Consider the following 22,062-nt stretch of genomic DNA (forward strand, 5'->3'; position numbering starts at 1 on the left):
GTGCGTCACACGGTGACACACAGGTTCCGTCCGGCCTTCGTCGTTGCTAGATTTCCATTCAACCGAAGCGGGCGACCCGCTCGGTGGTGCGACAGCCGAGCCCGGCACCCGCCCGCGAACACCCCCGTGAGAACGGGGTCCTGACCCTGACCGGGACGGGCGCGGCCGAAATGGGCGGCGCGCGTCGACTCCATCCAAGAGGACGCCATGAGCTGTACCACCGCGCGGTTCTCCTTCGAGCTGTATCCGCCTCGCAGCGCCGCCGCCGCGGCCGCGCTGCCGGCGACGATCGATCGGCTCGCGGCCGCGCATCCGGACTTCATCTCCGTCACGTACGGCGCGAACGGCTCGTCGCGCACCACGTCGCTCGACGTGCTCCGCTACATCCTGCAGCACACCGATGTCAGCCCGATGGCGCACCTCACCTGCGTCGGCTCGTCGCACGCTGAGGCGAACCGGCTGATCCGGGAGTTCCTCGATGCGGGCATCCGGCGCTTCCTCGCGGTGCGCGGAGACCCGCCCGCCGACGTCCCCGCCGGCGAGACCGGGCTCGGCGACCTGCGCAGCTCCGCGGAGCTCGTGCAGCTGATCCACCGGGTGCAGGCGGAACGCGTTCCCTACGGGGAGCTGCCGGTGCCCGGAATCGACGCCCGCGCGGTGCTCGGCAGCCGGGAGCACGTGCAGATCGCGGTCGCCGCGTTTCCGAACGGTCATCCCAGCTCACATTCGGTGAGCCAGGACATCGACACCCTGCTCGCCAAGCAGGCCGCCGGGGCGAACCTCGGCATCACGCAGCTCTTCTTCCACCCCGAGGACTACCTGAGCTTCGCCCAGAAGGCCAAAGACGCCGGGGTCGCCTTCCCCATCCTCCCCGGAATCATGCCGGTCACGAGTTCCGCGCGACTGCGCCGGATGCTCGAGCTGAGCGGCGAGGACCTCCCGAGCGAGCTGGCCATCCAGCTCGAGATCGAGCCCACCGAGGAGGGCCAGCGGGAGATCGGCATCGCCTGGGCGACCGACTTCGCGCAGCGCCTGCTCGACGGCGGAGCGCCGGGCATCCACCTGTACACCTTCAACCAGCACCAGGCCGTCCTCGCCGTGCTCGAGCGCATCGGCCTGCTGCCGGGCGCCGGCACCGGCGTCGCCGGCGCAACCTCTCGCACCACCCACTGAAAAGGATCAACGCATGACCGACTTCACCACGCGTCCCGCCTTCCCGACGGGCACGATCATCGGCTACCCGCGCATCGGGCGCCGGCGCGAGCTCAAGAAGGCCGTCGAGAGCTTCTGGGCGGGCAGCACGACTGCCGCCGAGCTCGAGGCGACCGCGGCCGAGCTGCGTGCGGCCACCCGCGAGCGCCTGGCCGCTCTTGGGCTCGGCCGCACGGATGCGTCGATCCCGGAGAGCTTCAGCTACTACGACCAGGTGCTCGACGCCGCCGTCACCGTGGGAGCGCTGCCCGAGCGTTTCGCTGCGCTCGCCGACGCCTCCGGTGCCGTCGACCTCGCGGGATACTTCACCATCGCCCGCGGCGAGGGCGAGAACGCCCCCCTGGAGATGACCAAGTGGTTCGACTCCAACTACCACTACCTCGTGCCGGAGATCGGGCCGGAGACCGACTTCCGCCTGGCATCCGACCGTCTCGTGCGTGAGTTCGAGGAGGCCGCCGCTGCCGGCTTCGTGACGCGTCCCGTCATCGTCGGCCCGGTAACCTTCCTCCTGCTCAGCAAGGCGAGCGACGCGGCGCCGGAGGGCTTCCGTCCGCTCTCCCGCCTGAGCGAGCTGCTTCCGGTCTACGCCGAGCTGCTCGAGCGTCTGGCCGCGGCGGGGGCGCCGTGGGTGCAGCTCGACGAGCCGGCGCTCGTGAGCGAAAGCATCGAGGACGACCGCGCCGCCGTGCTCACCGCCGTGGCCGAGGCGTACCGCGCACTCGGCGCGGTCGCGGGACGCCCCGGGCTTTTCGTCGCGGCGCCGTACGGCAGCCTCGGCGACGCGCTGCCCGTGCTCGCCGCCTCGCCGGTCGAGGCGCTGTCGCTCGACCTGGTTCGTGGAGAGGTTCCCTCCGGACTCGACGCGGCCACGGCATCCGGTCTCGCGGGCAAGACGCTGGTCGGCGGCGTGATCGACGGCCACAACATCTGGCGCGGCGACCTCGAGGCGGCGTTCGGCCGCCTGACCGAGCTGCTCTCGCTCAGCCCTGAGGTCGCGGTGTCGACGTCAACGTCGCTGCTGCACGTGCCGCACGACGTCGAGGACGAGCAGGCGCTCCCGGCGCAGCTGAAGAGCTGGCTCGCATTCGCCGACCAGAAGGTGGCTCAGGTGGCGACGCTGGCCACCGGGCTGCTCGACGGGCATGAGTCGATCCAGGACGAGCTGAACGCCGCGTCCGCCGCTCTGGCCGACCGCGCGGCCGCGCCCGGTGTGCGCGATGCCGCGGTGCGTGCGCGTACGGCGGCACTGACCGAGAGCGACTTCTCGCGCGGCGACTACGCCGACCGGCTCGCGGCGCAGGATGCTGCGCTCGGCCTCCCGTTCCTTCCCACCACGACCATCGGCTCGTTCCCGCAGACCGGCGACATCCGCCGTGCCCGCGCACAGCTCGCGAAGGGTCTCATCTCCGAGGCCGAGTACCTCGGCCGGATGCAGGCCGAGATCAAGCGCGTCGTCGACCTGCAGGAGGAGATCGGCATCGACGTCATCGTGCACGGCGAGCCCGAGCGCAACGACATGGTGCAGTACTTCGCCGAGAACCTCGACGGCTTCGCGGTGACGCAGAACGGCTGGGTGCAGTCGTACGGCAGCCGCTGCACGCGTCCGTCGATCCTGTGGGGCGACGTGTCGCGGCCGAAGCCGATCACGGTCGAATGGTCGACCTACACGCAGACCCTCACGGCCAAGCCGGTCAAGGGGATGTTGACCGGACCGGTCACGATCCTCGCCTGGTCGTTCGTGCGCGACGACCAGGCGCTGGGCGACACCGCCCGCCAGGTCGCGCTCGCCCTGCGCGACGAGATCGCGGACCTGGAGTCGGCGGGCATCCGGATCGTGCAGGTCGACGAGCCGGCACTGCGCGAGCTGCTCCCGCTGAAGAAGAAGGACCACGCGGACTACCTCGACTGGTCGGTCGGGTCGTTCCGGCTCGCGACCGCCGGGGTGCGCGACGAGACGCAGATCCACACCCACCTCTGCTACTCGGAGTTCGGGGTCGTCATCGACGCCATCCGCAACCTCGACGCCGACGTGACGAGCATCGAGGCGGCGCGGTCGCGCATGGAGGTCGTGCACGACATCCAGACCTCGGGCTTCGAGCACGGGATCGGCCCGGGCGTCTACGACATCCACTCGCCGCGTGTTCCGAGCGTGGCCGAGGTCACCGAGCTGCTCGAGACCGCGCTGAGCGCGATCCCGGGACGCCAGCTCTGGGTGAACCCGGACTGCGGCCTCAAGACCCGCGGCTACGACGAGACCGTGGCGTCGCTCACGAACATCTTGACGGCGACGCGGGCCGTGCGCGAGAAGGCGGGCGTGCCCGCCTAGGCGGGTCGCCGGTCTCAGCTCGGTAGAGCTCAGCTCGCTGCAGCTCAGCTCGCTACACAACTCCGGAACCTCGGCCCGCCATTGGGTCGGAGTTCCGGAGTTGTGCGCGTTCGGGCAGCGTGTCGACTCCGGCATCCGGAATTGCGGACCGGCGGAACGGCGGGACGGCGGGACGGCGGCCGCGCAGCCTCGTGGCCGAGGAGAATGGCGGCATGGTCGAGATCTCGGACGCGGACTTCGAAGCGATGGTCGGCGATGTCTTCGACGCGCTGCCGGAGGACATGGTCGGACCGCTCGAGAACGTCGCCGTGCTGATCGAGAACCAGCCACCGGATGCGCGGCCGCGCCTGTACGGCCTGTACAGCGGTCATCCGCTCACCCGTCGCGGCGTCTACGGGTTCGGGGAGCTGCCGGATCGGATCACGCTCTACAAGAACAACCTCGCTGCGAACAGCGCAGACCTGACCGAGCTGCGCGCACGCGTGCGGGTCACCCTCGTGCACGAGATCGGGCACTACTTCGGGCTGGACGACGCCCGGCTGCGGGAGCTCGGCTGGGCGTGACCGGGCGCGCCGGTCGTGCGGAAGCGCGGCACCGCCCTCGTCGGTCGTGCGTTAGCGCACGACCCGCGGGCGTCAGGCGGCGCGCGGTGGCGTCAGACGGCGCGCAGCACCGCCACGACCTTGCCGAGCACCTCGGCGTAGTCGCCGAGGATCGGCTCGAAGTTCGAGTTGCGCGGGAGGAGCCACGTGTGGCCGTCGCGCTGACGGAAGACCTTGACCGTCGCCTCTTCGTCGAGCATGGCCGCGACGATGTCGCCGTTCTCCGCCGTCTTCTGGGTGCGGACCACGACCCAGTCGCCGTCGCAGATCGCCGCGTCGATCATCGATTCTCCGACGACCTTCAGCATGAAGAGTTCGCCGTTGCCCACGAGCTGGCGGGGGAGGGGGAACACCTCTTCGACCTGCTGCTCGGCGGTGATCGGCACGCCGGCGGCGATGCGGCCGACGAGAGGGACCATGGCGGCGTCGCCGACGGGCGTCTGGTTCTCGAAGTCGACGGACTCGGATGATGAGGACGGGAGGTCGATGAGGATCTCGAGGGCGCGGGGGCGGTTCGGGTCGCGGCGCAGGTAGCCGCTCAGCTCGAGCTGGTTGAGCTGGTGGGTCACGCTGGAGAGGGAGGAGAGGCCGACCGCGTCGCCGATCTCGCGCATGCTCGGCGGATAGCCCCGCTGGCTCACGGAACGGCCGATCACGTCGAGGATGGCGAGCTGTTTCTCGCTCAGGTTCTTGCGCCGGCGCGTGCCGCCGCGCTCGCGTCCTGCCTGGTTGTCGTTCGACACAGTCGTCCCTTCGTGACCCGCCATCGCATCCGGCCCGCCCGAATGTCGGTGGTGCCTGGTTGAGTGAACTCCAGACAATCGAAACTGTATCCACGATGCAGCGGCAAAACAAACATGTGTTCGAGTGTGTCTCGATATTCGTGTGAAAATCAGCCGCGATATCGCGCTTGAGGTTTCGAACATTCGAAGATATATTCGGAACACAGCTTCGCATCCGGTCTGCCGGCCAAGCGCCGGGTGCGGAATCTTAGGAGGTCACGACCGTGAGCACAGCAGCAGTCACCATGACGCCGTCGAGTTTCGACATGCCGGCGGGAGCCCGCACCCGCCTCCGCCTCACCCGACGCGGGCGCGCAGTCCTCACGACCCTCGCGTCCGTCCCGCTCGTCATCGGAGCCCTGCTTTTCGCGCTCAACAGCGGCGGCGCGGTGGCCACAGGCGATCAGACGCACGTGACGTTCCAGCAGGTCACCGTGCAGTCCGGTCAGTCCCTCTGGAGCATCGCCGAGAAGGTGGCGCCGGGTGCCGACCCGCGCGACGTCATCGCCGACATCGTCTCGCTCAACCAGCTCGACTCGGCTGTGGTCTCGCCCGGCCAGCGCATCGCCATCCCGACGCAGTACTCGCACTGACCTTCGGGTGCCGCGCACGGAACTCCGGGTGGCTCGTCGTGACCTTCGGGTCGAAGTGGCGAGCTCAGGTGGGCAGCAGCAAGACGACGTAACCATCCTGTAGGCGGAACTACCATTGAGGGGTGACTTCCCTCTCTGATCTGCCGATTCGCGATGATTTGCGGGGCAAGACCCCGTATGGCGCTCCACAGAAAGTCGTTCCTGTGGCGCTGAACGTGAACGAGAACACGCATCCGGTTCCGGATGACGTGGCGGCGGACATCGTGGCTCGCGTCGCGACCGCGATCGGCGGCGTCAACCGCTACCCGGATCGCGAGTTCACCGAGCTGCGCGAAAGCCTGGCCCGCTACCTCGGTCACGGTCTGACGCCGGAGAACATCTGGGCGGCGAACGGATCGAACGAGGTGATCCAGCAGATCCTGCAGGCCTTCGGTGGCCCGGGCCGCAGCCTGCTCGGCTTCACGCCGACCTACACGATGTACCCGCTGCTCGCCGCGGGGACCGGCACGGTGTGGCTCGCCGGCGCGCGTGACGCCGAATTCGAGCTGTCTCCCGAGACCGCCGTCGCGGAGATCGCCCGACTCGACCCCGATATCGTCATCCTCTGCGCGCCGAACAACCCCACCGGCACTCCACTCTCGCTGGAGACGATCGCGGCGGCCTACGACGCCGCCCGCGGCATGGTGGTCGTGGACGAGGCGTATGCCGAGTTCATGCCAGAGGGCGAGCCGTCCGCGCTCACCCTGCTGCCCGGACGCCCCCGCCTCCTCGTCTCCCGCACGATGAGCAAGGCGTTCGCGTTCGCCGGCGCCCGTGTCGGCTACCTCGCGGCGGACCCTGCCGCCGTCGACGCGCTTCGCCTCGTGCGACTGCCGTACCACCTCTCCGCGCTCACCCAGGCGGCGGCCGTCGGAGCGCTGGCGCACTCGGACGAGATGCTCGGGATGGTGGGCGAGATCCGCGTGCAGCGGGACCGCCTCGTCCGCGAGCTCGCGGGGCTCGGCTACCGTCCGCACCGCAGCGGCAGCAACTTCGTGCTGTTCGGGGGAGTGGCCGACCCGCACGCCACCTTCGAGGCGCTCCTCGAGCAGGGCGTGCTGATCCGGGATGTCGGCATTCCGGGGCACCTCCGGGTCACCGCGGGGACCGAGGCAGAGACCACGGCATTCCTCGCCGCGCTCGCGTCGCTGGAGCGTCCAGACGGAGCCCAGTCCTCTGCGGCCTCCCCGGTAGGCTCGGAGTCATGACCAATCGCACGGCCACCCTGCAGCGCGAGACCAGCGAGTCGAGCATCGAGCTGAGCCTCGACCTCGACGGCAGCGGCGCATCGGACATCGAGACCTCCGTCCCGTTCTTCGACCACCTGCTCACGGCGTTCGCGAAGCACTCGCTGACCGACCTGCGGGTGCGGGCGAACGGCGACACCGAGATCGACGTGCACCACACCGTCGAAGACATCGGCATTGTGCTCGGTCAGGCGATCAAGGCGGCACTCGGCGACAAGCGCGGCATCTCGCGCTACGGCGACGCCCTGGTGCCGCTCGACGAGGCGCTGGTGCAGGCCGTCGTGGACATCTCAGGGCGTCCGTACCTGGTGCACTCGGGAGAGCCGGCCGGCTTCGAATTCCACCTGATCGGCGGTCACTTCACCGGCTCCATGCTGCGTCACGTGTTCGAGGCGATCACCTTCAACGCCGCCATCACCACGCACATCACGGTCGTCGGCGGGCGCGACCCGCACCACATCGCTGAGGCAGAGTTCAAGGCGTTCGCGCGCGCGTTCCGCCAGGCCAAGGCACTGGATCCGCTCATCACGGGCATCCCGTCGACCAAGGGAGCCCTGTGAGCCGTCCTGATGTCGTCGTCTTCGACTACGGGTCGGGCAACGTCCACTCCGCCGCCAAGGCACTCGAGGCGGCAGGGGCGAACGTCGAGCTGACCGGCGACCGCTCCCGTGCACGCGACGCCGACGGCCTCGTGGTCCCCGGCGTCGGTGCGTTCCGTGCCGTCATCGACGCCCTGCGCGCCTCCCACGGCGACGAGGTCATCGACCGCCGGCTCGCCGGCGGTCGCCCCGTGCTCGGCATCTGCGTCGGGATGCAAGTGCTGTTCGACCGCGGACTCGAGCGCGGCAGCGATGCCGAGGGCCTCGGCGAATGGCCGGGCGAGATCGACCGGCTCGATGCCGAGGTGCTCCCGCACATGGGCTGGAACACCGTCGACGCCCCCGCCGACTCGGTGCTGTTCGACGGCATCCGCGACGAGCGCTTCTACTTCGTGCACTCCTACGCCGCTCAGCACTGGACGCTGGATGTCACAGCGCCGTTCCCGCAGCCGCACGTCACCTGGTCGCAGCACGGGGGGCGGTTCATCGCCGCCGTCGAGAACGGTCCGCTGAGCGCCACCCAGTTCCACCCGGAGAAGTCCGGCCACGCCGGCATCCAGCTCCTCCGCAATTGGATCGGCTCGCTCTGACCGAGTGCGGTCGCACCCATCGCCTGTCTCTGCCGCCGACGGCGCGCAGTCGTAACCCCGAGGAAGATCATGAGTGAATTCACCAGCACGCCACGGCTCGTCCTGCTGCCGGCGGTCGACGTCGCCGACGGCAAGGCCGTGCGCCTGACGCAAGGCGAGGCCGGCTCCGAGACCAGCTACGGCGACCCGATCGACGCCGCCGCCGACTGGGCGGATCAGGGTGCCGAATGGATCCACCTGGTCGACCTCGACGCCGCGTTCGGCCGTGGCGACAACCACGCGCTGCTCAAGAAGGTCATCCGTCAGGTGCGCGGCGTCAACGTCGAGCTCTCCGGCGGCATCCGCGACGACGCCTCGCTGGAGTCGGCGCTGGAGATCGGCGCCAAGCGCATCAACCTCGGCACCGCGGCGCTGGAGAACCCCGAGTGGGCCGCCAACGTGATCGGACAGTACGGCGAGGCCATCGCGGTCGGGCTGGATGTGCGCGGCACCACCCTCGCCGCGCGCGGCTGGACCCAGGACGGCGGCGACCTCTGGAGCGTGCTCGAGCGCCTCGAAGAGGCCGGATGCGCGCGCTACGTGGTGACCGACGTCACCAAGGACGGCACCCTGCGCGGCCCGAACCTCGACCTGCTGCGCGACGTGATGGAGCGCACCGAGCGTCCGGTCGTCGCGTCGGGTGGTATCTCCAGCCTCGACGACATCGCCGCGCTGCGTGAGCTCGTGCCCCTCGGTCTCGAGGGCGCGATCGTGGGCAAGGCCCTGTATGCGGGTGCGTTCACCCTGCCCGAGGCGCTGGATGTCGCGGGAGACTGACGACGGAGACCAGGCGGACCGTCGTGCACGGCACGACGGCACGTCCGGGCCGTCGCCGAGCGAGGAGGGCGCAGCGCGCCTGAGCGGTTTCGCCGCGCAGCTCGCCGCCGCGGCGGCGAACGACACGGATTCTGCGGGTCAGCCGTGGGACGGTCGCCGATTCGACGACAACGCCTTCGGAGACGACGACGGCAGCGCACCGCCGGCGCTGCTCGGGGCGCTCGCGGCGTTCCGGGCGGGAGAGGCCGGCCCGGAGGCCGTCGTCGACGCGGTGCGGACGTCGCGCCTGCTCATCCCGCTGGTCGCCGAACTCGGTGAGAGCGGCACCACCGACGCCGGTCACCTCGTCGACAAATCGCAGGAGCTGTCGATCGTCACCGTCGCCGGGCCGGATGGCCGCACGGTGCTTCCGGTCTTCTCGTCGGTGACCGCGATGCAGGCCTGGAATCCGCTCGCACGGCCCGTGCCCGCCGACGGCGCACGAGTCGCCCTCGCCGCGGCCGGCGAGGACACCGAGCTCGTGGTGCTCGACCCGACCTCGGAGACCGAGTTCGTGATCCGGCGCCCGGCGCTGTGGGCGATCGCGCAGAGCCTTCCGTGGGTCCCGAGCTTTCGCGATCCCGAGGTGTTCTCGGCTTTCGTCGATTCGATCGGCTCGGAGCTCGGGGTGCACGACATCGCCCTGCTCGCGGGCGACCCGTCGTCCCGCCTGCGCGGCGAAGAACTGGTCGTCCGGCTCGAACTCGGCGCTGGGCTGACCCGCGAGGAGCTCGACGCCGTGCTGAGCCGGCTGGCGCAGCGGTGGGCGGCCGACGACGTCATCGCCACGCGCGTCGACTCGCTGCGCGTGCAGCTGGTGGCCGCGGACTGACGGCTGGTGACGCGTCGTCAGTCGTCGTCAGGCGCGGACGGTGCGGCCGAGCATCCGGAGACCGGCGAACAGGCTGAGTGCGCCCACCACGATCACGAACACGACGAGCACGGGCACCAGCGGCCAGAAGATCAGCGCGACGCCGACGAGCAGCACCGGCACGGCGAGGCCGATGTAGGCGATCAGGAAGATCGCGGCCAGCACCTCGCCCCGGCGATCGGGTGCAGCGAGCGACGCGGCGACGCCGATCGCCGACCGGAAGAGAAGTCCGACGCCCGCACCCGCGAGCACGCCGCTGATCACGAACACGACCAGGCCCGCCGTGAGCACACCGATCGCCAGTCCGGCGAGTCCGGCGACAAGCAACGCGAGCGCCAGGACGAGCTGGGTGCGCGCCGTCGCACGCGCCAGCACGATCTGCGAGACGGCCGACGCCGCGAACACCGAGAACGGAACGACCCCGGCCATCAGCCGCGACGTCTCATGCAGCGTCCCGGCGAGCACGCTGGGCGCGAGCGACGTGAACAGCCCGAACACCGCGAAGCCGGCGAAGGCGGCGATCGCTGCGGCCGAGAACGCACTGCGTGAGCCGGCCGGAAGCGAGACGCGCTGCGGGCGGTAGGCGGGTCGCTCCTCGGCCCGCTCGACCGTCTCCGGAACGAGCGCGACAGCGACGGCGGCGATCGCCAGGATGACCAGGAACACCACGTACGGCAGCAGCAGCGGCTGCGGCAGGAACTGGGCGAGGGCGCCCGCGATCAGCGGGCCGAGCGCGAGACCGCCGGTGTTGACGGCGGTCGACACGGTGCCGGACAGGCGCGGGCCCTCGTCCGGCCGGGCGACGGACCGCAGTTCGCTGAGGTGGGCCGTGGCGCTGGCCGTGAGCGCACCGACGCCGACTCCGGAGATCACCCGGGCGACGAGCAGCCCGCTGACGTCGTTCCAGAACACGAACAGCACCGCGGCGACGATCTCGAGCACGATGGCGACCAGCACCATGCGACGCCGCCCTGCCCAGTCGCTGATGTGCCCGATGAGGAACAGGCTGGCGATCACGCCGACGGCGTAGGCGGCGAAGATGACGGTCACGACCCAGGTCGGGAAGCCGTCGCGCTGCTGGTAGAGCGCGTAGAGCGGAGTGGGCAGGGTCGAGAACGCCATCACCGCGAGGAACGCCGCGGCGATCACCCAGAAGCCGGTGCCGTGGCGCAGGCGCCACGCGGATCGACGGGAACGGGATGCGGTGGCGCTGGTGGTGCTGGAAGCGCGGGTGGTGCGAGTGGGGGCCGTGGTCGTCATGCTTTGATGATGCGCTCGACCGATGATCGTATCCAACGGATATCAGCGATGCTGACAATCGGAGTTTACGATTGCCACATGGAACTCCGCCAGCTCGAGTACTTCCTCGCCGTCGCCGACGAACTCAACTTCACACGCGCGGCCTCGCGCGTGTTCGCTGCGCAGTCGACGGTGTCGGCGGGTATCAGGTCGCTGGAGCGGGAGCTCGGCGGCGCGCTCTTCGACCGCGACCCGCACGGCGTGCGACTGACCGTGCTCGGCCGGCGTGTGATCGACGCCGCCCGGGAGACGCTGCGCGCGGGGGAGCGCCTGCACGAGCTCGCCGACACCACGGGCGGGTTGCGGGGGCAGGTGCGGGTCGGCATCTTCACCAACCTGACGACGATCGACCTGCCGGGCATCATGGGCGAGTTCCACGCCCGGCACCCACTGGTAGACCTCCTGCTCGGGCCGTCGCCGAGCGGCTCGACAGGGCTGGCGAAGGACGTGCGCCTCGGCAACGTCGACGTCGCGTTTATGGGCCTACCTGGGCGCGCACCCGGGCTGCTGCATCAGGAGCTCGCTGTGTCGCCCTTCGTGGCCGTGCTCGCCGAGGACCACCCGCTCGCCGGGAGGCAGGCCGTCTCGCTCGCCGCACTCGCCGACGAGCCGTTCATCGACGCGCGGGCGGGCTTCGGCAATCGCGTCACGCTCGACCGCGCACTCGACGAGCGCGGCCTCACCCGCCGCATCTCGACCGAGGTGTCCGACCTGGGGGAGATCCCACGGTTCGTCGCGGCCCGCCTCGGCGTGGCGGTGCTCCCGGCGCTCACGGTGATTCCGGCCGACGGCGCCGTGACCAGGCCGCTGACGGAACACATCGAGTGGATGCTCAGCGCCGTCTCGCGCCCGCGGCCGAGCGCCGCCTCTGCTGCCCTGCTCCGGTTGCTCGCCGAGCGGTTCGCACAGCCGTCCGTCGTCGGCTGAGCGCCCGGGCGCGACGCGCGGCTCCGTCCGGCGGTCTCGTAGGCTGGAGGAACCATGACCGTCTTCGCCGCAATCGTCCTGTTCCTCAACGCCGTCTTCAACATCTTCGCGTGGCCGCGGTTCTTCTCACGCGTGGCGAAGGACACACGGGCACGCGATGCGGCCGGCAAGGCGACTCCGTTCCTGATCGTGCACGGCGTGCTGCTCGCCGTCGCGCTCGTGCTCGCCCTGGTATCGCTGGTCGCCGGGGTGCTGTTGCTGCTGGTGTGACGCCGGTGGCAGCATGAACCCATGGCTCTGAACATCACCGGCGACGCTGAAGCGGACGCCGTGCTCGACTCCTCCGCGTTCGCCCTGCTCGTCGGGATGCTGCTCGACCAGCAGGTTCCGATGGAGACGGCCTTCGCCGGGCCCGCCAAGCTGCTCGACCGCATCGGCGCGCTCGACCCCGCCACCATCGCCGCCTACGATCCGGATGCTCTGGCCGCGGTCATGAAGCAGCCGCCGGCGGTCCACCGGTTCCCCGGCTCGATGGGAGGCCGCGTGCAGGCGCTCGCCGCGGCGATCGTCGACGAGTGGGGCGGGGACACGGCGGCGATCTGGACGTCGGGCGACCCGGACGGCGCGGAGATCCTGCGGCGGCTCAAGGCGCTGCCCGGTTTCGGAGAGCAGAAGGCGAAGATCTTCCTGGCGCTGCTCGGGAAGCAGCGCGGTCTGGATGCCGCGGGCTGGCGGGAGGCCGCCGGTGCCTACGGCGAGCACGGCTGCTACCGGTCGGTCGCCGACATCGTCGATCCGGCGTCGCTCACGAAGGTGCGCGAGACGAAGCGCGCGATCAAGGCGGCGGCCAAAGCGTCCTGACCGCCGCCGTCCGACGTCACATCGTCGTCGTCAGGCGCGCGGCGACGGCAGGTCGAGGTTCCAGTGCCGGGAGACCAGGAGCAGCCACGAGTCCGCAGCGTCGGCGTCCGTCTCGTGTCCTGGCGGGCCGTGGGTGAGGTAGAAGCGGGAGACCACGCGCTGCGATCCTTCTGCGTCGCCGTACAGCACATCCACCGCGAAGCCGTCGCCCATGGCCCCCGCGCGCGCAGCCTGGAAGTCGTCTGACTGCGGATCCCGGATGGCGACCTGGCAGAACCCCGGATCGTTCGTCGGCACATAGATGTCGCGGGTCAGGCGGTGGAACTGCTCGACGTCCGCCAGCGGGGCACGGGGATCCGGGGGCAGGTGCCAGCCGTGCAGGATCGCGACGCCCGCCCCGGCGTTCCGCACGGACATCACGAGGTAGACGGTGTCGTCGGTGATCTCGAGGGCCGCGCGACCGCCGCGCGCGATCATCCACTTGCCCTCCATGAACCGCACCTTCTGCGGCGGGTCCGACCAGTTGGACGGCAGCAGGATCGGACGCAGTCCCTCGAGCAGGGCGCGCTCGGCGAGCCGTGCCGACCGGTTCGCGGAGCGGGTGGACGCGAAGGTCGCGGCGGCCAGGGCGGTCGTGCCCACGGCCGTGCCGAGATCGGCGGCGAGAACCCAATCGAACATAGCCGACATTCAACGCCATCCTGAGGTGCCGGCGAAAGAGGTGATGCGGGCTGGCGAGGGCCGACGACGGGGGCCAGACTGAGGGGATGACGGACCAGAGCCCCGCCGCAGTGCCGCCGATCGTCGCCGCAGCGATCGCCGCCGCGAACGCCCACGACACCGATGCGTTCCTCGACGCGTTCGCGCCCGGTGGCGCCGTCGACGACTGGGGTCGCGTGTTCACCGGACCCGAGGCGATCCGGGGCTGGAGCGACCGGGAGTTCATCGGGGTGGACGTCACGCTCGGCGACCTGCGCGGCGATCCCGTCGACGGAGGGGTGGCGGTGACCGCTCAGGTCGGGGGACGCGGCTTCAACGGCCCGTCGACGTTCACCTTCCTCGTCGGCGACGCAGGCATCGAGCGGATGACGATCACCGCGTAGCTGCACCCCCGAGGGAGGCGAGCGTTCACGCTCGTGGCCCGCGACGCGGGCGTTGTCGCACGGTGCCGATACGCTCGATGGGAAGGCCAACCTCGGGCGGCATCGACCCGCCCGGCCGGCCGGTGGAAGGGATGGGCATGTTCCTGCTCGACGGCGTGGTGGTCACCAGCGCGAGCGACCTGACCGCGGCCTCCAAGTGCGAGTTCGCGTTCCTGCGCACGCTCGACGTCAAGCTCGGCCGCATCGAGGCCGCCGAGGAGATCGAGGACCCGATGTACGTGCGCTCGTCGCGCCTCGGCGACGAGCACGAGCACCGCATCCTCGAGCGCTACCGCGATCGTTTCGGAGCCGGCGTGGCCGAGATCGAGCGGCCGGAGTCCCTGACGGCCGACACACTCGCGGCGGCGGTGGAGGAGACGCGCTCGGCGTTCGCGGACGCGCCCGACGTGGTGTTCCAGGCCACCTTCTTCGACGGCGCCTTCGTGGGCTTCGCCGACTTCATCGTGCGCCTCCCCGACGGACGCTACCGGGTGCAGGACTCCAAGCTCGCCCGAAGCGCGCGCGTGACGGCCCTGCTGCAGCTGGCCGCCTATGCCCAACAGCTCGAGCGGCTCGGCATCGCCACCGATGAGACGGTCGAGCTGCTGCTCGGCGACGGTTCGGTGAGCGAGCACCGCCTGCACGACATCGTGCCGGTGTACCGCAAACGGCGGGCCCGCCTTCTGTCGATCATCGAGTCCCATCTCGCCGCCGAGGGCCCCGTGCAGTGGGGGGATCCGCGCTTCACAGTGTGCGGGCGCTGCGACGCCTGCGACGCCGAGATCCAGGCGTCGCGGGATGTGCTGCTCGTGGCGGGCGTGCGGGTGACGCAGCGGGCGCACCTGTTCGAGGCGGGCATCCGGACCATCGAGGCGCTCGCCGAGTCGAGCGGCGCGGTGGCGGGGATCGCCGAGAACACGCTCGCGGGGCTGCGTCAGCAGGCGCGGCTTCAGCTGGACGCCGTCGAGGGCTCGCCGCCGCCCGTGACCGTCTACAACGCGCCGGCGCTCGCCGTGCTGCCGGAGCCAGACGACGGCGACATCTTCTTCGACTTCGAAGGCGATCCGCTCTACACCGAGGGCGACGGCACGCGCTGGAACCTCGACTACCTCTTCGGGCTCGTCGACGACCGGGCGGAGTTCACCGCATTCTGGGCGCACGACTTCGCGGCCGAGCGGATGGCGCTCGAAGCGTTCCTGGCGTTCGTGAAGGAGCGCAGGCGCAGGTATCCGCGCATGCACATCTATCACTACGCGTCGTACGAGCGCACGCACCTGCTCTCCATCGCGGCCCGGCACGGCGTCGGCGAAGAGGATGTGGACCAGCTGCTGCGCGACAATGTCCTCGTCGACCTGTATCCGCTGGTGCGCAAGGCGCTGCGGGTCGGATCGCGGTCGTACTCGATCAAGAATCTCGAACCGCTCTACATGGGGACCGAACTCCGCGAGAGCGATGTGACCAACGCGGCCGACTCGATCACGGAGTACGCGAACGCACGTGATCTCCTCCAGCTCGGCCATGAGGCGGAGGCGCAACGGATGCTCGACGCGATCGGGGACTACAACCGGTACGACTGCGTCTCAACGCTCCGCCTCCGCGACTGGCTGCTGGCCCGAGCACGGGAGAGCGGCATCCGCATCGGCGAGAATCCACCGGACGACACCGCCGTCGAACTCGAGCCATCGACGCTGCGCGACGCGCTGCTCGCACTCGCCGGCGACCCGCTCGACCCCGAGCGCACCGCCGACGAGACGGCGGCCGCCTTCGCCGCCGCCGCGATCGACTACCACCGGCGGGAGCAGAAGAGCTTCTGGCAGGCGCACTTCGCTCGACTCGTGCAGCCCATCGAGGAGTGGGAGGACACGAGGGACGTGCTCGTGATCGAGGAGTCCCGTGTCGTGCGCGACTGGTACCGCGAAGCCGCGCAGCGCACCGACCGGCGGGAGCTCCTGCTCCGCGGCCGTCTCGCACCGGGCAGCTCGATCCGGCCCGGTGATCAGGCGGGTCCGTTCCTGCTCTACGAGTACCCGGGGCCGTTCCCCTCCGGCTCGAGCGAGCCGGGGGCGCGGTCCGCTCGCACCGTCCGTGTCGCGGAGATCTACGACGACGGATCCGTGCTCGTCGAGGAGACGCTGCCGCCGGAGGCTGCGCACTACGCCACGCTGCCGAGCGCACTCGCACCGCCGAAGCCGTTGCCGGTCGGCCGCCAGAAAGCGGCCATCGACTCGTGGGCGGAAGAGCTCCTCGCCGCCCAGCCGGGCTGGCCGGCCGAGCCGATGACGGATGTGCTGCGCCGCGTCCCTCCGCGCACGCGGTCGGGCGCGCTCGCACCCGACACCGGCGAACCCATCGCCGCCGTCGTGGCCGGCGTGCTCGATCTCGACGGCTCATACCTGGCGGTACAGGGCCCGCCCGGCACCGGCAAGACCTACCTCGGCGCCCGCGTCATCATGGCGCTCGTGCGCGACCACGGCTGGAAGATCGGCGTGGTGGCCCAATCGCACACGGTGGTCGAGCACCTGCTCGACGCCGTCGTCGGCGCCGGGCTCGACGCCGCGCTGGTCGGCAAGGTTCCCAAGTCGGGCGGCGACGAGGGTGGCCACCTGTTCACGCCGCTCGAGAAAGACGGCCAGCTGCTCTTCGCGCTCGACCACGCCCAGACGGGATACGTCGTGGGCGGAACGGCGTGGGACTTCTCGAATGCAGCCCGCATCCCGCGCCGCGGCCTCGACCTGCTCGTCGTCGACGAGGCGGGTCAGTTCTCGCTCGCCGCGACCATTGCGGCCGGGGTCTCCGCGCGCAACCTCCTGCTGCTCGGCGACCCGCAGCAGCTTCCGCAGGTGAGCCAGGGCACGCATCCGGAACCGATCGACGAGTCGGCCCTCGGCTGGGTGAGCGAGGGCCACGACGTGCTCCCGCCGGAGCTGGGCTACTTCCTGGCCGAGAGCAGGCGGATGCATCCGGCGCTCGCTGCACCGGTCTCCGAGCTCTCGTACGAGGGCAAGCTCCGCGCGCATCCCGAGTCGTCGCTGCGCTCGCTCGCCGGTATCGAGCCGGGGCTGCATCCGGTTCCGGTGACGCACACCGGCAACGCGACGGAATCGCCCGAAGAGGCGGCTGTCGTGGTCGCCCTGGTGCAGGACACGCTCGGTGCGCTCTGGACCGATCCGAGCACGGGTCGTACGGACGATCCGCTCACCGAGGGCGACCTGATCGTCGTCACGCCGTACAACGCCCAGCTCGCCCTGGTTCGGGCGGCGCTCGACGAGGCGGGCCTCACGGGGGTGCGCGTGGGGACGGTCGACAAATTCCAGGGTCAGGAGGCGGCGATCGCCATCGTGAGCCTCGCGGCCTCGTCGGCGGCCGACGTGCCTCGCGGCATGCCGTTCCTGATCATGAAGAACCGTCTGAACGTCGCGATCTCGCGCGCCAAATGGGCGGCGTTCCTGGTGCATTCGCCCGAGCTCACGGAGTACCTTCCGATCACACCGGCTGCGGTGGCCGAGCTGAGCGCCTTCATCCGGCTGATCGAGACCGAGTGACCGGCGCGCGCCGACGGCCTGGTGTTACGCTCATGGCGTGTCACCGGAAGAGCTGGAGACGCTCGTGCACCTGCGCCGAGCCCGCGACCTCATCGATCGGGACTACGCGAGCCCGCTCGACGTCCCGACGATCGCGAGCCACGCCCTGATGTCACCGGCCCACTTCTCGCGCCAGTTCCGCGCCGCCTACGGGGAGACGCCGTACAGCTACCTGATGACCAGGCGCGTCGAACGGGCCATGGCGTTGCTGCGCGGCGGGATGAGTGTGACCGACGCGTGCATGGCCGTCGGCTGTACCTCGCTCGGATCGTTCAGCTCGCGCTTCACCGAGCTCAACGGCGAGACGCCGAGCGCCTATCGCGCACGGGAGCACGCCGCGGTGCTGGCCATGCCGTCGTGCGAGGCGAAGCAGCGCACCCGCCCGCGTAAGGACAGGCCAGCGGACGCCGCCGCACGCGAACGCACATCGAGCAGTTTCGAAGAAGTCGCCGTCGCCGCCCATTCGTAGGGTGGTGTCATGACCATCTCACTTCAGTACTCCAACATCACCGTCAACGACCCGCAGGAATCGCTCGCGTTCTACCGCGACGCACTCGGACTCGACGTCGTGCAGGACGTCGAGTCGGGCGGCCACCGCTGGATCACGCTCGGTTCGACGTCGCACCCGGGCACCGAGATCGTGCTCTCCGACCCGCACGCGGGACGGTCGCAAGCCGACGGCGACAGCCTGCAGGAGCTGCTCGTCAAGGGCGTGCTCTCGCCGATCGTGTTCAAGACAGAAGACGTGGATGCCACGTTCGAACAGGTGCGCGCATCCGGCGCCGAGGTGCTCCAGGAGCCGATCGACCAGCCGTGGGGGCCGAGGGACTGCGCGTTCCGCGACCCGAGCGGCAACATGGTCCGCTTCCTTCAGTCGCAGCCGCAGCCTCAGGACGCGTGACACGGGTTCCCGCACGGTAGTGGTGGGGCCACGCGCGTTCCGGTGAACGATCGGTGAACTACGTGCCGACACGGATGCAGGCCGAGGGTGACGCCGAGCACACTGGGAGGCACCGGCAGACAGCCGGCGCAGTTCTTTCGTCAGGAGGTGTGCGATGGTCACCGTCGCGACCTGGAACATCGAGAACTTCTTCTCCCCGGGCACCGAATTCGGTCCGGCGACGCAGGCGATCTTCGACCGCAAGGTCGCGCTGCTCGCCTCCACGATCACGAGCGCCGGCGTCGACGTCGTCGCCCTGCAGGAGGTCGGGGACCTCGGGGCGTTCGACGCCCTCCTCGCCGCGCTCGGCGCCGGGTGGACCGGGCAGCTCTCGACCTTCTTCGAACCGTCGCACGCCATCCGGGTCGGGTTCGCCACACGCGTCCCGGTGACGGCGACGAGCGAATACGCCGACATCCCGCTCCAACTGCAAGGCGTTCCGACCGACGATGCGGGAGCGGCGCTCACCCGGATGGGCCGCGGCGCGCTCCGGGTGCGGGTCTCCGTGAACGGGAACGACCTCGACCTGGTCAGCGTGCACCTCAAGTCCAAGCTGCTCAGTTTTCCCGGCGGACGGTTCCAGCCGCACGACGAGGGGGAGCGCGCCCGCTACGCCGCGTACGCGCTGCTGCGTCGTGCAGCGGAGGCAGCAGCCGTGCGCTACTTCGCCAACGATCTGCTCGATGGCCACGGGACGACGCAGCGGCTGATGGTGATGGGGGACTTCAACGACGGGGTCGACGCTGCGACCACGCAGATCGTGAACGGCCCTCCCGGGAGCGAGATCGGGACGGGCGGCGAGGACCAGCCGGACGCCGGCGACGGCTGGCGCCTGCTCAACCTCGCTCCGTTGATCCCGCCCGACCGTCGCTTCAGCCGCATCTATCGAGGGAACCGCGAACTGATCGACCATCAATTCGTCTCGAGGGCCCTCCGCTCGAGCATCCAGAGCGTGACGACGATCACCGGCGCCGTGGCACTGCCGTCGATCGACGACCGGGCGACGGCCCGCAAGGACGCGCCCATCTCCGACCACGCCATGGTGGTGTCGCAGCTCGATCTCTGATCCCGACGTCGCGTCGTCGCGTCGCTCAGGAGGCCGCGGCCTCCTCGAGGGAGCGCAGCTCGAACTCGCGCACCCGGCGGGGGATCGTCGCGCCGCACGTGCTGAGCAGCGGCTCGGAGAGCGTCTCACCCACCTCGACCACGAGCCGCTCGCCACCGTGATCGAGCTCGACCGTCCAGCCGTGCGGATGGGCGTGCTCGGACACCACCCGGAAGGCCTCGATGGCGTCGTCCCCCGTGTGCTCGCGGGCGAACTCCTCGGCGGCCTGGGCGACCGTGCTGAGGGCGGTGCGGCCGCGCAGATACTCGCGCGCGACGCGTCCGTCGGCGTACGCAGCGACGACGGCCTCGGCCTCGGCCGCCGGAACGCGCCCGTACAGGAGCCCGTGCGGGAAGACGATCATGGTCGCCGCGAACCGGTCGCCGCCGAGATGCGAGCACTCCCAAGTCTCGTCGGGATGCGCGGCCGCCAGCGCCTCGACGACCGGGCGCCCCCGCACCGCGCAGCACTGGTCATGGCGTGCATGGGTGCAGACCGCGTAGATCGGGCGGTCGGACGGTTCGCCGGCCGAGCCGTCGAGTGGAATCTCGAGCAGCTCCTCCACCCGGTCGACCCGGCCCCACCGGATGCCCGCCCGCCCCGGCCGGCAGTCGACGAGGGCCCAGCGCCAGGAGGACTGCGACCGGCGCTCCTCTGCGCGCAGCCGGGTGCGCCGGATCGCCAGAGGCCGGATGCCCGCCGCCTCCGCCCGCGTGACGAGCGCCCTGCTCACCGACGTGTCGAGCGCGGACGCGAAGAACGCGTGAGCTCCCCACGCGCTCTCGACCTCGACGAGCAGCCAGCGCTCGCCGAACCCGGCCGTGCCCGGCAGCGGATCGCCGCGCTCGAGCGAACGGTCGCTGCAGGGCAGCCATCCGGGCTCAGTCACGGGCGGCCGGCACCACGATGCCTTCGCGCAGCAGCCGACGCACGACGACTAGGGCGGATCCGGCGTCGAGCCCGGGGAGGTCCTGTGCCGACACCGGCTCGCCGCTGAGCAGGCGCCGGACGGCGGCGGACGCCTCGGCGGGCAGCGTCACCGTCTTCTGCGGCAGGCGGATCGCCACCGTGCCCTCGGTCGTGGCGACCCGCGGATGCGACCCCGGTCGCACCGTCACCACGGTGTCCGCCGGATCGGTGCCGTCGAGCGCAGCGATCAACTCCGTGGTGGCGAGCGGTCGCACGGGCGCAGCAGGGGTGTCCTTCGCCCACCGCTCCGACAGGCTCCGTGAGACGGCACTGGTCGCCGCCGGTGCGCCGGCTTCCAGTGCGGCGATCAGGTCGGCGATCGTTTCCTCGACGATCGGTCGCAGGGCGTCGGTGTCGGCCGGGTCGAAGCCGAGCGGAAGCGATGCGCGCAGAGCCGCCGCATCGGCAGCCCGGGCGATCGCCTCCTGCACGATCTCGTGACGGGTGTAGGCCGCGACCCCGATCGTCAGGTGGATGGAGATCCCGCCGAGAGCGGTGGCCGAGTGGATCCAGCCGCGCGGCAGGTACAGCGCGTCGCCGGGACGGAACGTGGCGTCGATCGCCGGCGTCCCCGCAGCACGCGTGGCCACCGCCTCGCGGTGATCGCTCCACGGCTGGTCGCGCAGCGGATCGGGGTGGACGGGCTCGTGGATCACCCAGTGCTTCTCGCCCGAGATCTGCAGCACGAACACATCGTGCACGTCGTAGTGCGGATCGAATCCGCGCGAGGAGGCCGGCGTGATGTACGCGTTCACCTGGCATGGATGCCCGAGTTCGGCGGACAGCCTGCGCGTGAACTCCGCGATGGGCGGCCAGGTGCGGTGCAGCCCCTGGAGCACCAGGGTGGCGCCGTCCGCGAACTCGGCCAGCACCTTCTCCGAGCTCACCTGGTCGCCGATCTCCGCGCCGAAACCGCCGGACGCCGTGTAGCGCGCGGGCGGGAGCACGGTCCCCTCCTTCGCCATCCGGATGAACGGTGTGCGCAGAGCGCGCGAGGAGATCAGTTCGTCGACATCGTCGCGGCTGAAGAGATCCGAGAAGTCGTGATCGGATTCCGCTGCCGTGGTGAGGAGCGGGCGCCGTGACCAGTAGTCGGACGCGAACGCGTCCCGATCGACGGCGATGCAGCGCGAAAGCGCGGACCGGTCGCCCGGTCCGCGCTCGTCATCCGTCATCAAGCGGATCCGTCGGCGCCGCCGTCGTGGCCACCGGCGTTCGCTCCGCCGTCGGCCGGACCTTCGCCGGCCGATCCGTCGGCTCCGCCGTCGTGTCCGCCCGGGTTGGCTCCGCCGTCGGCCGTGCCCTCTCCGGCCCCACCGTCGGCTCCGCCGTCGTGCCCGTTCGGGTTGGCTCCGCCGTCGGCGGGTCCTTCGCCGCCGGACGCCGGATCGGTGGTGATGTCGTCGTCGTTGATCGAGCTCATGTACAGCCTCCACTTCGCGGTTCGGCGGCGGTCGCCGTCGACGCTCACACTACGCGCGGGGCGCACGTGCGTCGATGTGCTCATGCCGTCACATTTCGG

At 70.6% G+C, this 22,062-nt stretch carries 23 protein-coding genes; 17 read left to right on the forward strand and 6 right to left on the reverse strand.

The genetic code is table 11. The features are described 5' to 3' along the window. The first annotated feature begins 207 nt into the window (after window positions 1-207). From AC1DB1_RS17550 to AC1DB1_RS17560, 3 genes are all read left to right on the forward strand, one after another. A complete protein-coding gene (locus AC1DB1_RS17550; protein WP_477201730.1) occupies window positions 208-1,173 on the forward strand; it encodes a methylenetetrahydrofolate reductase in 966 nt (321 codons plus the stop codon). Between the two features lie 13 nt (window positions 1,174-1,186). Continuing rightward, window positions 1,187-3,538: a 5-methyltetrahydropteroyltriglutamate--homocysteine S-methyltransferase gene (gene metE / locus AC1DB1_RS17555; RefSeq protein ID WP_477201731.1), complete on the forward strand. Its 2,352-nt coding sequence runs from the start codon at window positions 1,187-1,189 to the stop codon at window positions 3,536-3,538. A gap of 212 nt (window positions 3,539-3,750) precedes the next feature. Beyond that, the gene (locus AC1DB1_RS17560; RefSeq protein WP_271176444.1) at window positions 3,751-4,101 is read left to right on the forward strand and encodes a metallopeptidase family protein; all 351 of its coding nucleotides are present in this window, start codon (window positions 3,751-3,753) and stop codon (window positions 4,099-4,101) included. 92 nt (window positions 4,102-4,193) lie between these two features. Here AC1DB1_RS17560 and lexA read toward each other — a convergent pair whose 3' ends face one another. Further along, window positions 4,194-4,907, reverse strand: coding sequence for a transcriptional repressor LexA (gene lexA / locus AC1DB1_RS17565; protein ID WP_373877119.1), 714 nt, complete (start codon window positions 4,905-4,907; stop codon window positions 4,194-4,196). 239 nt (window positions 4,908-5,146) lie between these two features. Here lexA and AC1DB1_RS17570 point away from each other — a divergent pair, with 239 nt between their 5' ends. The 6 genes from AC1DB1_RS17570 to AC1DB1_RS17595 all read left to right on the forward strand — a co-directional run bounded on the left by AC1DB1_RS17570 (window position 5,147) and on the right by AC1DB1_RS17595 (window position 9,677). Further along, a complete protein-coding gene (locus tag AC1DB1_RS17570) occupies window positions 5,147-5,515 on the forward strand; it encodes a LysM peptidoglycan-binding domain-containing protein (RefSeq protein ID WP_373877118.1) in 369 nt (122 codons plus the stop codon). Window positions 5,516-5,637: 122 nt separating this feature from the next. After that, window positions 5,638-6,762, forward strand: a complete 1,125-nt coding sequence (locus AC1DB1_RS17575; RefSeq protein WP_477201732.1) for a histidinol-phosphate transaminase — start codon at window positions 5,638-5,640, stop codon at window positions 6,760-6,762. After that, a complete protein-coding gene (gene hisB / locus AC1DB1_RS17580; protein ID WP_271176441.1) occupies window positions 6,759-7,361 on the forward strand; it encodes an imidazoleglycerol-phosphate dehydratase HisB in 603 nt (200 codons plus the stop codon). The genes AC1DB1_RS17575 and hisB overlap by 4 nt, the downstream gene beginning before the upstream one ends. Beyond that, complete coding sequence (gene hisH, locus AC1DB1_RS17585) at window positions 7,358-7,990, forward strand: imidazole glycerol phosphate synthase subunit HisH (RefSeq protein WP_477201733.1); 633 nt, start codon at window positions 7,358-7,360, stop codon at window positions 7,988-7,990. Before hisB ends, hisH begins: the two co-directional genes overlap by 4 nt. A 69-nt stretch (window positions 7,991-8,059) precedes the next feature. Further along, window positions 8,060-8,806 carry a bifunctional 1-(5-phosphoribosyl)-5-((5-phosphoribosylamino)methylideneamino)imidazole-4-carboxamide isomerase/phosphoribosylanthranilate isomerase PriA gene (gene priA, locus AC1DB1_RS17590; protein WP_271176439.1) on the forward strand — a complete coding sequence of 249 codons (747 nt, stop codon included), beginning with the start codon at window positions 8,060-8,062 and terminating at the stop codon, window positions 8,804-8,806. Then, complete coding sequence (locus AC1DB1_RS17595; protein ID WP_477201734.1) at window positions 8,790-9,677, forward strand: SseB family protein; 888 nt, start codon at window positions 8,790-8,792, stop codon at window positions 9,675-9,677. The genes priA and AC1DB1_RS17595 overlap by 17 nt, the downstream gene beginning before the upstream one ends. Before the next feature lie 27 nt (window positions 9,678-9,704). On the opposite strand, the gene AC1DB1_RS17600 is transcribed toward AC1DB1_RS17595, so the two are convergent. Next, window positions 9,705-10,976, reverse strand: a complete 1,272-nt coding sequence (locus AC1DB1_RS17600) for an MFS transporter (RefSeq protein ID WP_477201735.1) — start codon at window positions 10,974-10,976, stop codon at window positions 9,705-9,707. 78 nt (window positions 10,977-11,054) lie between these two features. Here AC1DB1_RS17600 and AC1DB1_RS17605 point away from each other — a divergent pair, with 78 nt between their 5' ends. From AC1DB1_RS17605 to AC1DB1_RS17615, 3 genes are read left to right on the forward strand one after another with little or no spacing between them, the layout of a single operon-like run. Next, on the forward strand, window positions 11,055-11,942 hold the full coding sequence (locus AC1DB1_RS17605) for a LysR family transcriptional regulator (protein ID WP_271176436.1): 888 nt from the start codon (window positions 11,055-11,057) through the stop codon (window positions 11,940-11,942). A gap of 54 nt (window positions 11,943-11,996) precedes the next feature. Further along, a complete protein-coding gene (locus AC1DB1_RS17610; RefSeq protein ID WP_271176435.1) occupies window positions 11,997-12,212 on the forward strand; it encodes an SCO4848 family membrane protein in 216 nt (71 codons plus the stop codon). Between the two features lie 21 nt (window positions 12,213-12,233). Next, window positions 12,234-12,803 carry an HhH-GPD-type base excision DNA repair protein gene (locus AC1DB1_RS17615; protein WP_271176434.1) on the forward strand — a complete coding sequence of 190 codons (570 nt, stop codon included), beginning with the start codon at window positions 12,234-12,236 and terminating at the stop codon, window positions 12,801-12,803. A gap of 30 nt (window positions 12,804-12,833) precedes the next feature. Here AC1DB1_RS17615 and AC1DB1_RS17620 read toward each other — a convergent pair whose 3' ends face one another. Beyond that, window positions 12,834-13,484 carry a hypothetical protein gene (locus AC1DB1_RS17620; protein WP_271176433.1) on the reverse strand — a complete coding sequence of 217 codons (651 nt, stop codon included), beginning with the start codon at window positions 13,482-13,484 and terminating at the stop codon, window positions 12,834-12,836. 86 nt (window positions 13,485-13,570) lie between these two features. On the opposite strand from AC1DB1_RS17620, the gene AC1DB1_RS17625 reads away from it, so the two are divergent. The 5 genes from AC1DB1_RS17625 to AC1DB1_RS17645 all read left to right on the forward strand — a co-directional run bounded on the left by AC1DB1_RS17625 (window position 13,571) and on the right by AC1DB1_RS17645 (window position 19,532). Further along, window positions 13,571-13,906 (forward strand): nuclear transport factor 2 family protein, encoded by a 336-nt coding sequence (locus AC1DB1_RS17625; protein WP_477201736.1) that lies wholly within the window; start codon window positions 13,571-13,573, stop codon window positions 13,904-13,906. 137 nt (window positions 13,907-14,043) lie between these two features. After that, window positions 14,044-17,487: a TM0106 family RecB-like putative nuclease gene (locus AC1DB1_RS17630; RefSeq protein ID WP_477201815.1), complete on the forward strand. Its 3,444-nt coding sequence runs from the start codon at window positions 14,044-14,046 to the stop codon at window positions 17,485-17,487. A 37-nt stretch (window positions 17,488-17,524) separates the two neighbouring features. Beyond that, window positions 17,525-17,995 (forward strand): helix-turn-helix transcriptional regulator, encoded by a 471-nt coding sequence (locus tag AC1DB1_RS17635; protein ID WP_477201737.1) that lies wholly within the window; start codon window positions 17,525-17,527, stop codon window positions 17,993-17,995. A 9-nt stretch (window positions 17,996-18,004) separates the two neighbouring features. After that, window positions 18,005-18,427: a VOC family protein gene (locus AC1DB1_RS17640; protein WP_271176430.1), complete on the forward strand. Its 423-nt coding sequence runs from the start codon at window positions 18,005-18,007 to the stop codon at window positions 18,425-18,427. A gap of 154 nt (window positions 18,428-18,581) precedes the next feature. Beyond that, window positions 18,582-19,532, forward strand: a complete 951-nt coding sequence (locus AC1DB1_RS17645; protein ID WP_477201738.1) for an endonuclease/exonuclease/phosphatase family protein — start codon at window positions 18,582-18,584, stop codon at window positions 19,530-19,532. A gap of 25 nt (window positions 19,533-19,557) precedes the next feature. Here AC1DB1_RS17645 and AC1DB1_RS17650 read toward each other — a convergent pair whose 3' ends face one another. Genes AC1DB1_RS17650 through AC1DB1_RS17660 form a run of 3 tightly spaced genes read right to left on the reverse strand, consistent with a single transcriptional unit; the run spans window position 19,558 to window position 22,047 of the window. Beyond that, window positions 19,558-20,460, reverse strand: coding sequence for a sucrase ferredoxin (locus AC1DB1_RS17650; RefSeq protein WP_477201739.1), 903 nt, complete (start codon window positions 20,458-20,460; stop codon window positions 19,558-19,560). After that, window positions 20,453-21,715, reverse strand: a complete 1,263-nt coding sequence (locus tag AC1DB1_RS17655; RefSeq protein WP_477201740.1) for a cupin domain-containing protein — start codon at window positions 21,713-21,715, stop codon at window positions 20,453-20,455. Before AC1DB1_RS17655 ends, AC1DB1_RS17650 begins: the two co-directional genes overlap by 8 nt. Next, entirely contained in the window at window positions 21,715-22,047 is a 333-nt protein-coding gene (locus AC1DB1_RS17660; protein WP_271176426.1) for a BatC protein, read from the reverse strand. The genes AC1DB1_RS17655 and AC1DB1_RS17660 overlap by 1 nt, the downstream gene beginning before the upstream one ends. Between the last annotated feature and the right edge of the window lie 15 nt (window positions 22,048-22,062).

It is taken from the genome of Leifsonia sp. 10N434 (assembly GCF_056394405.1).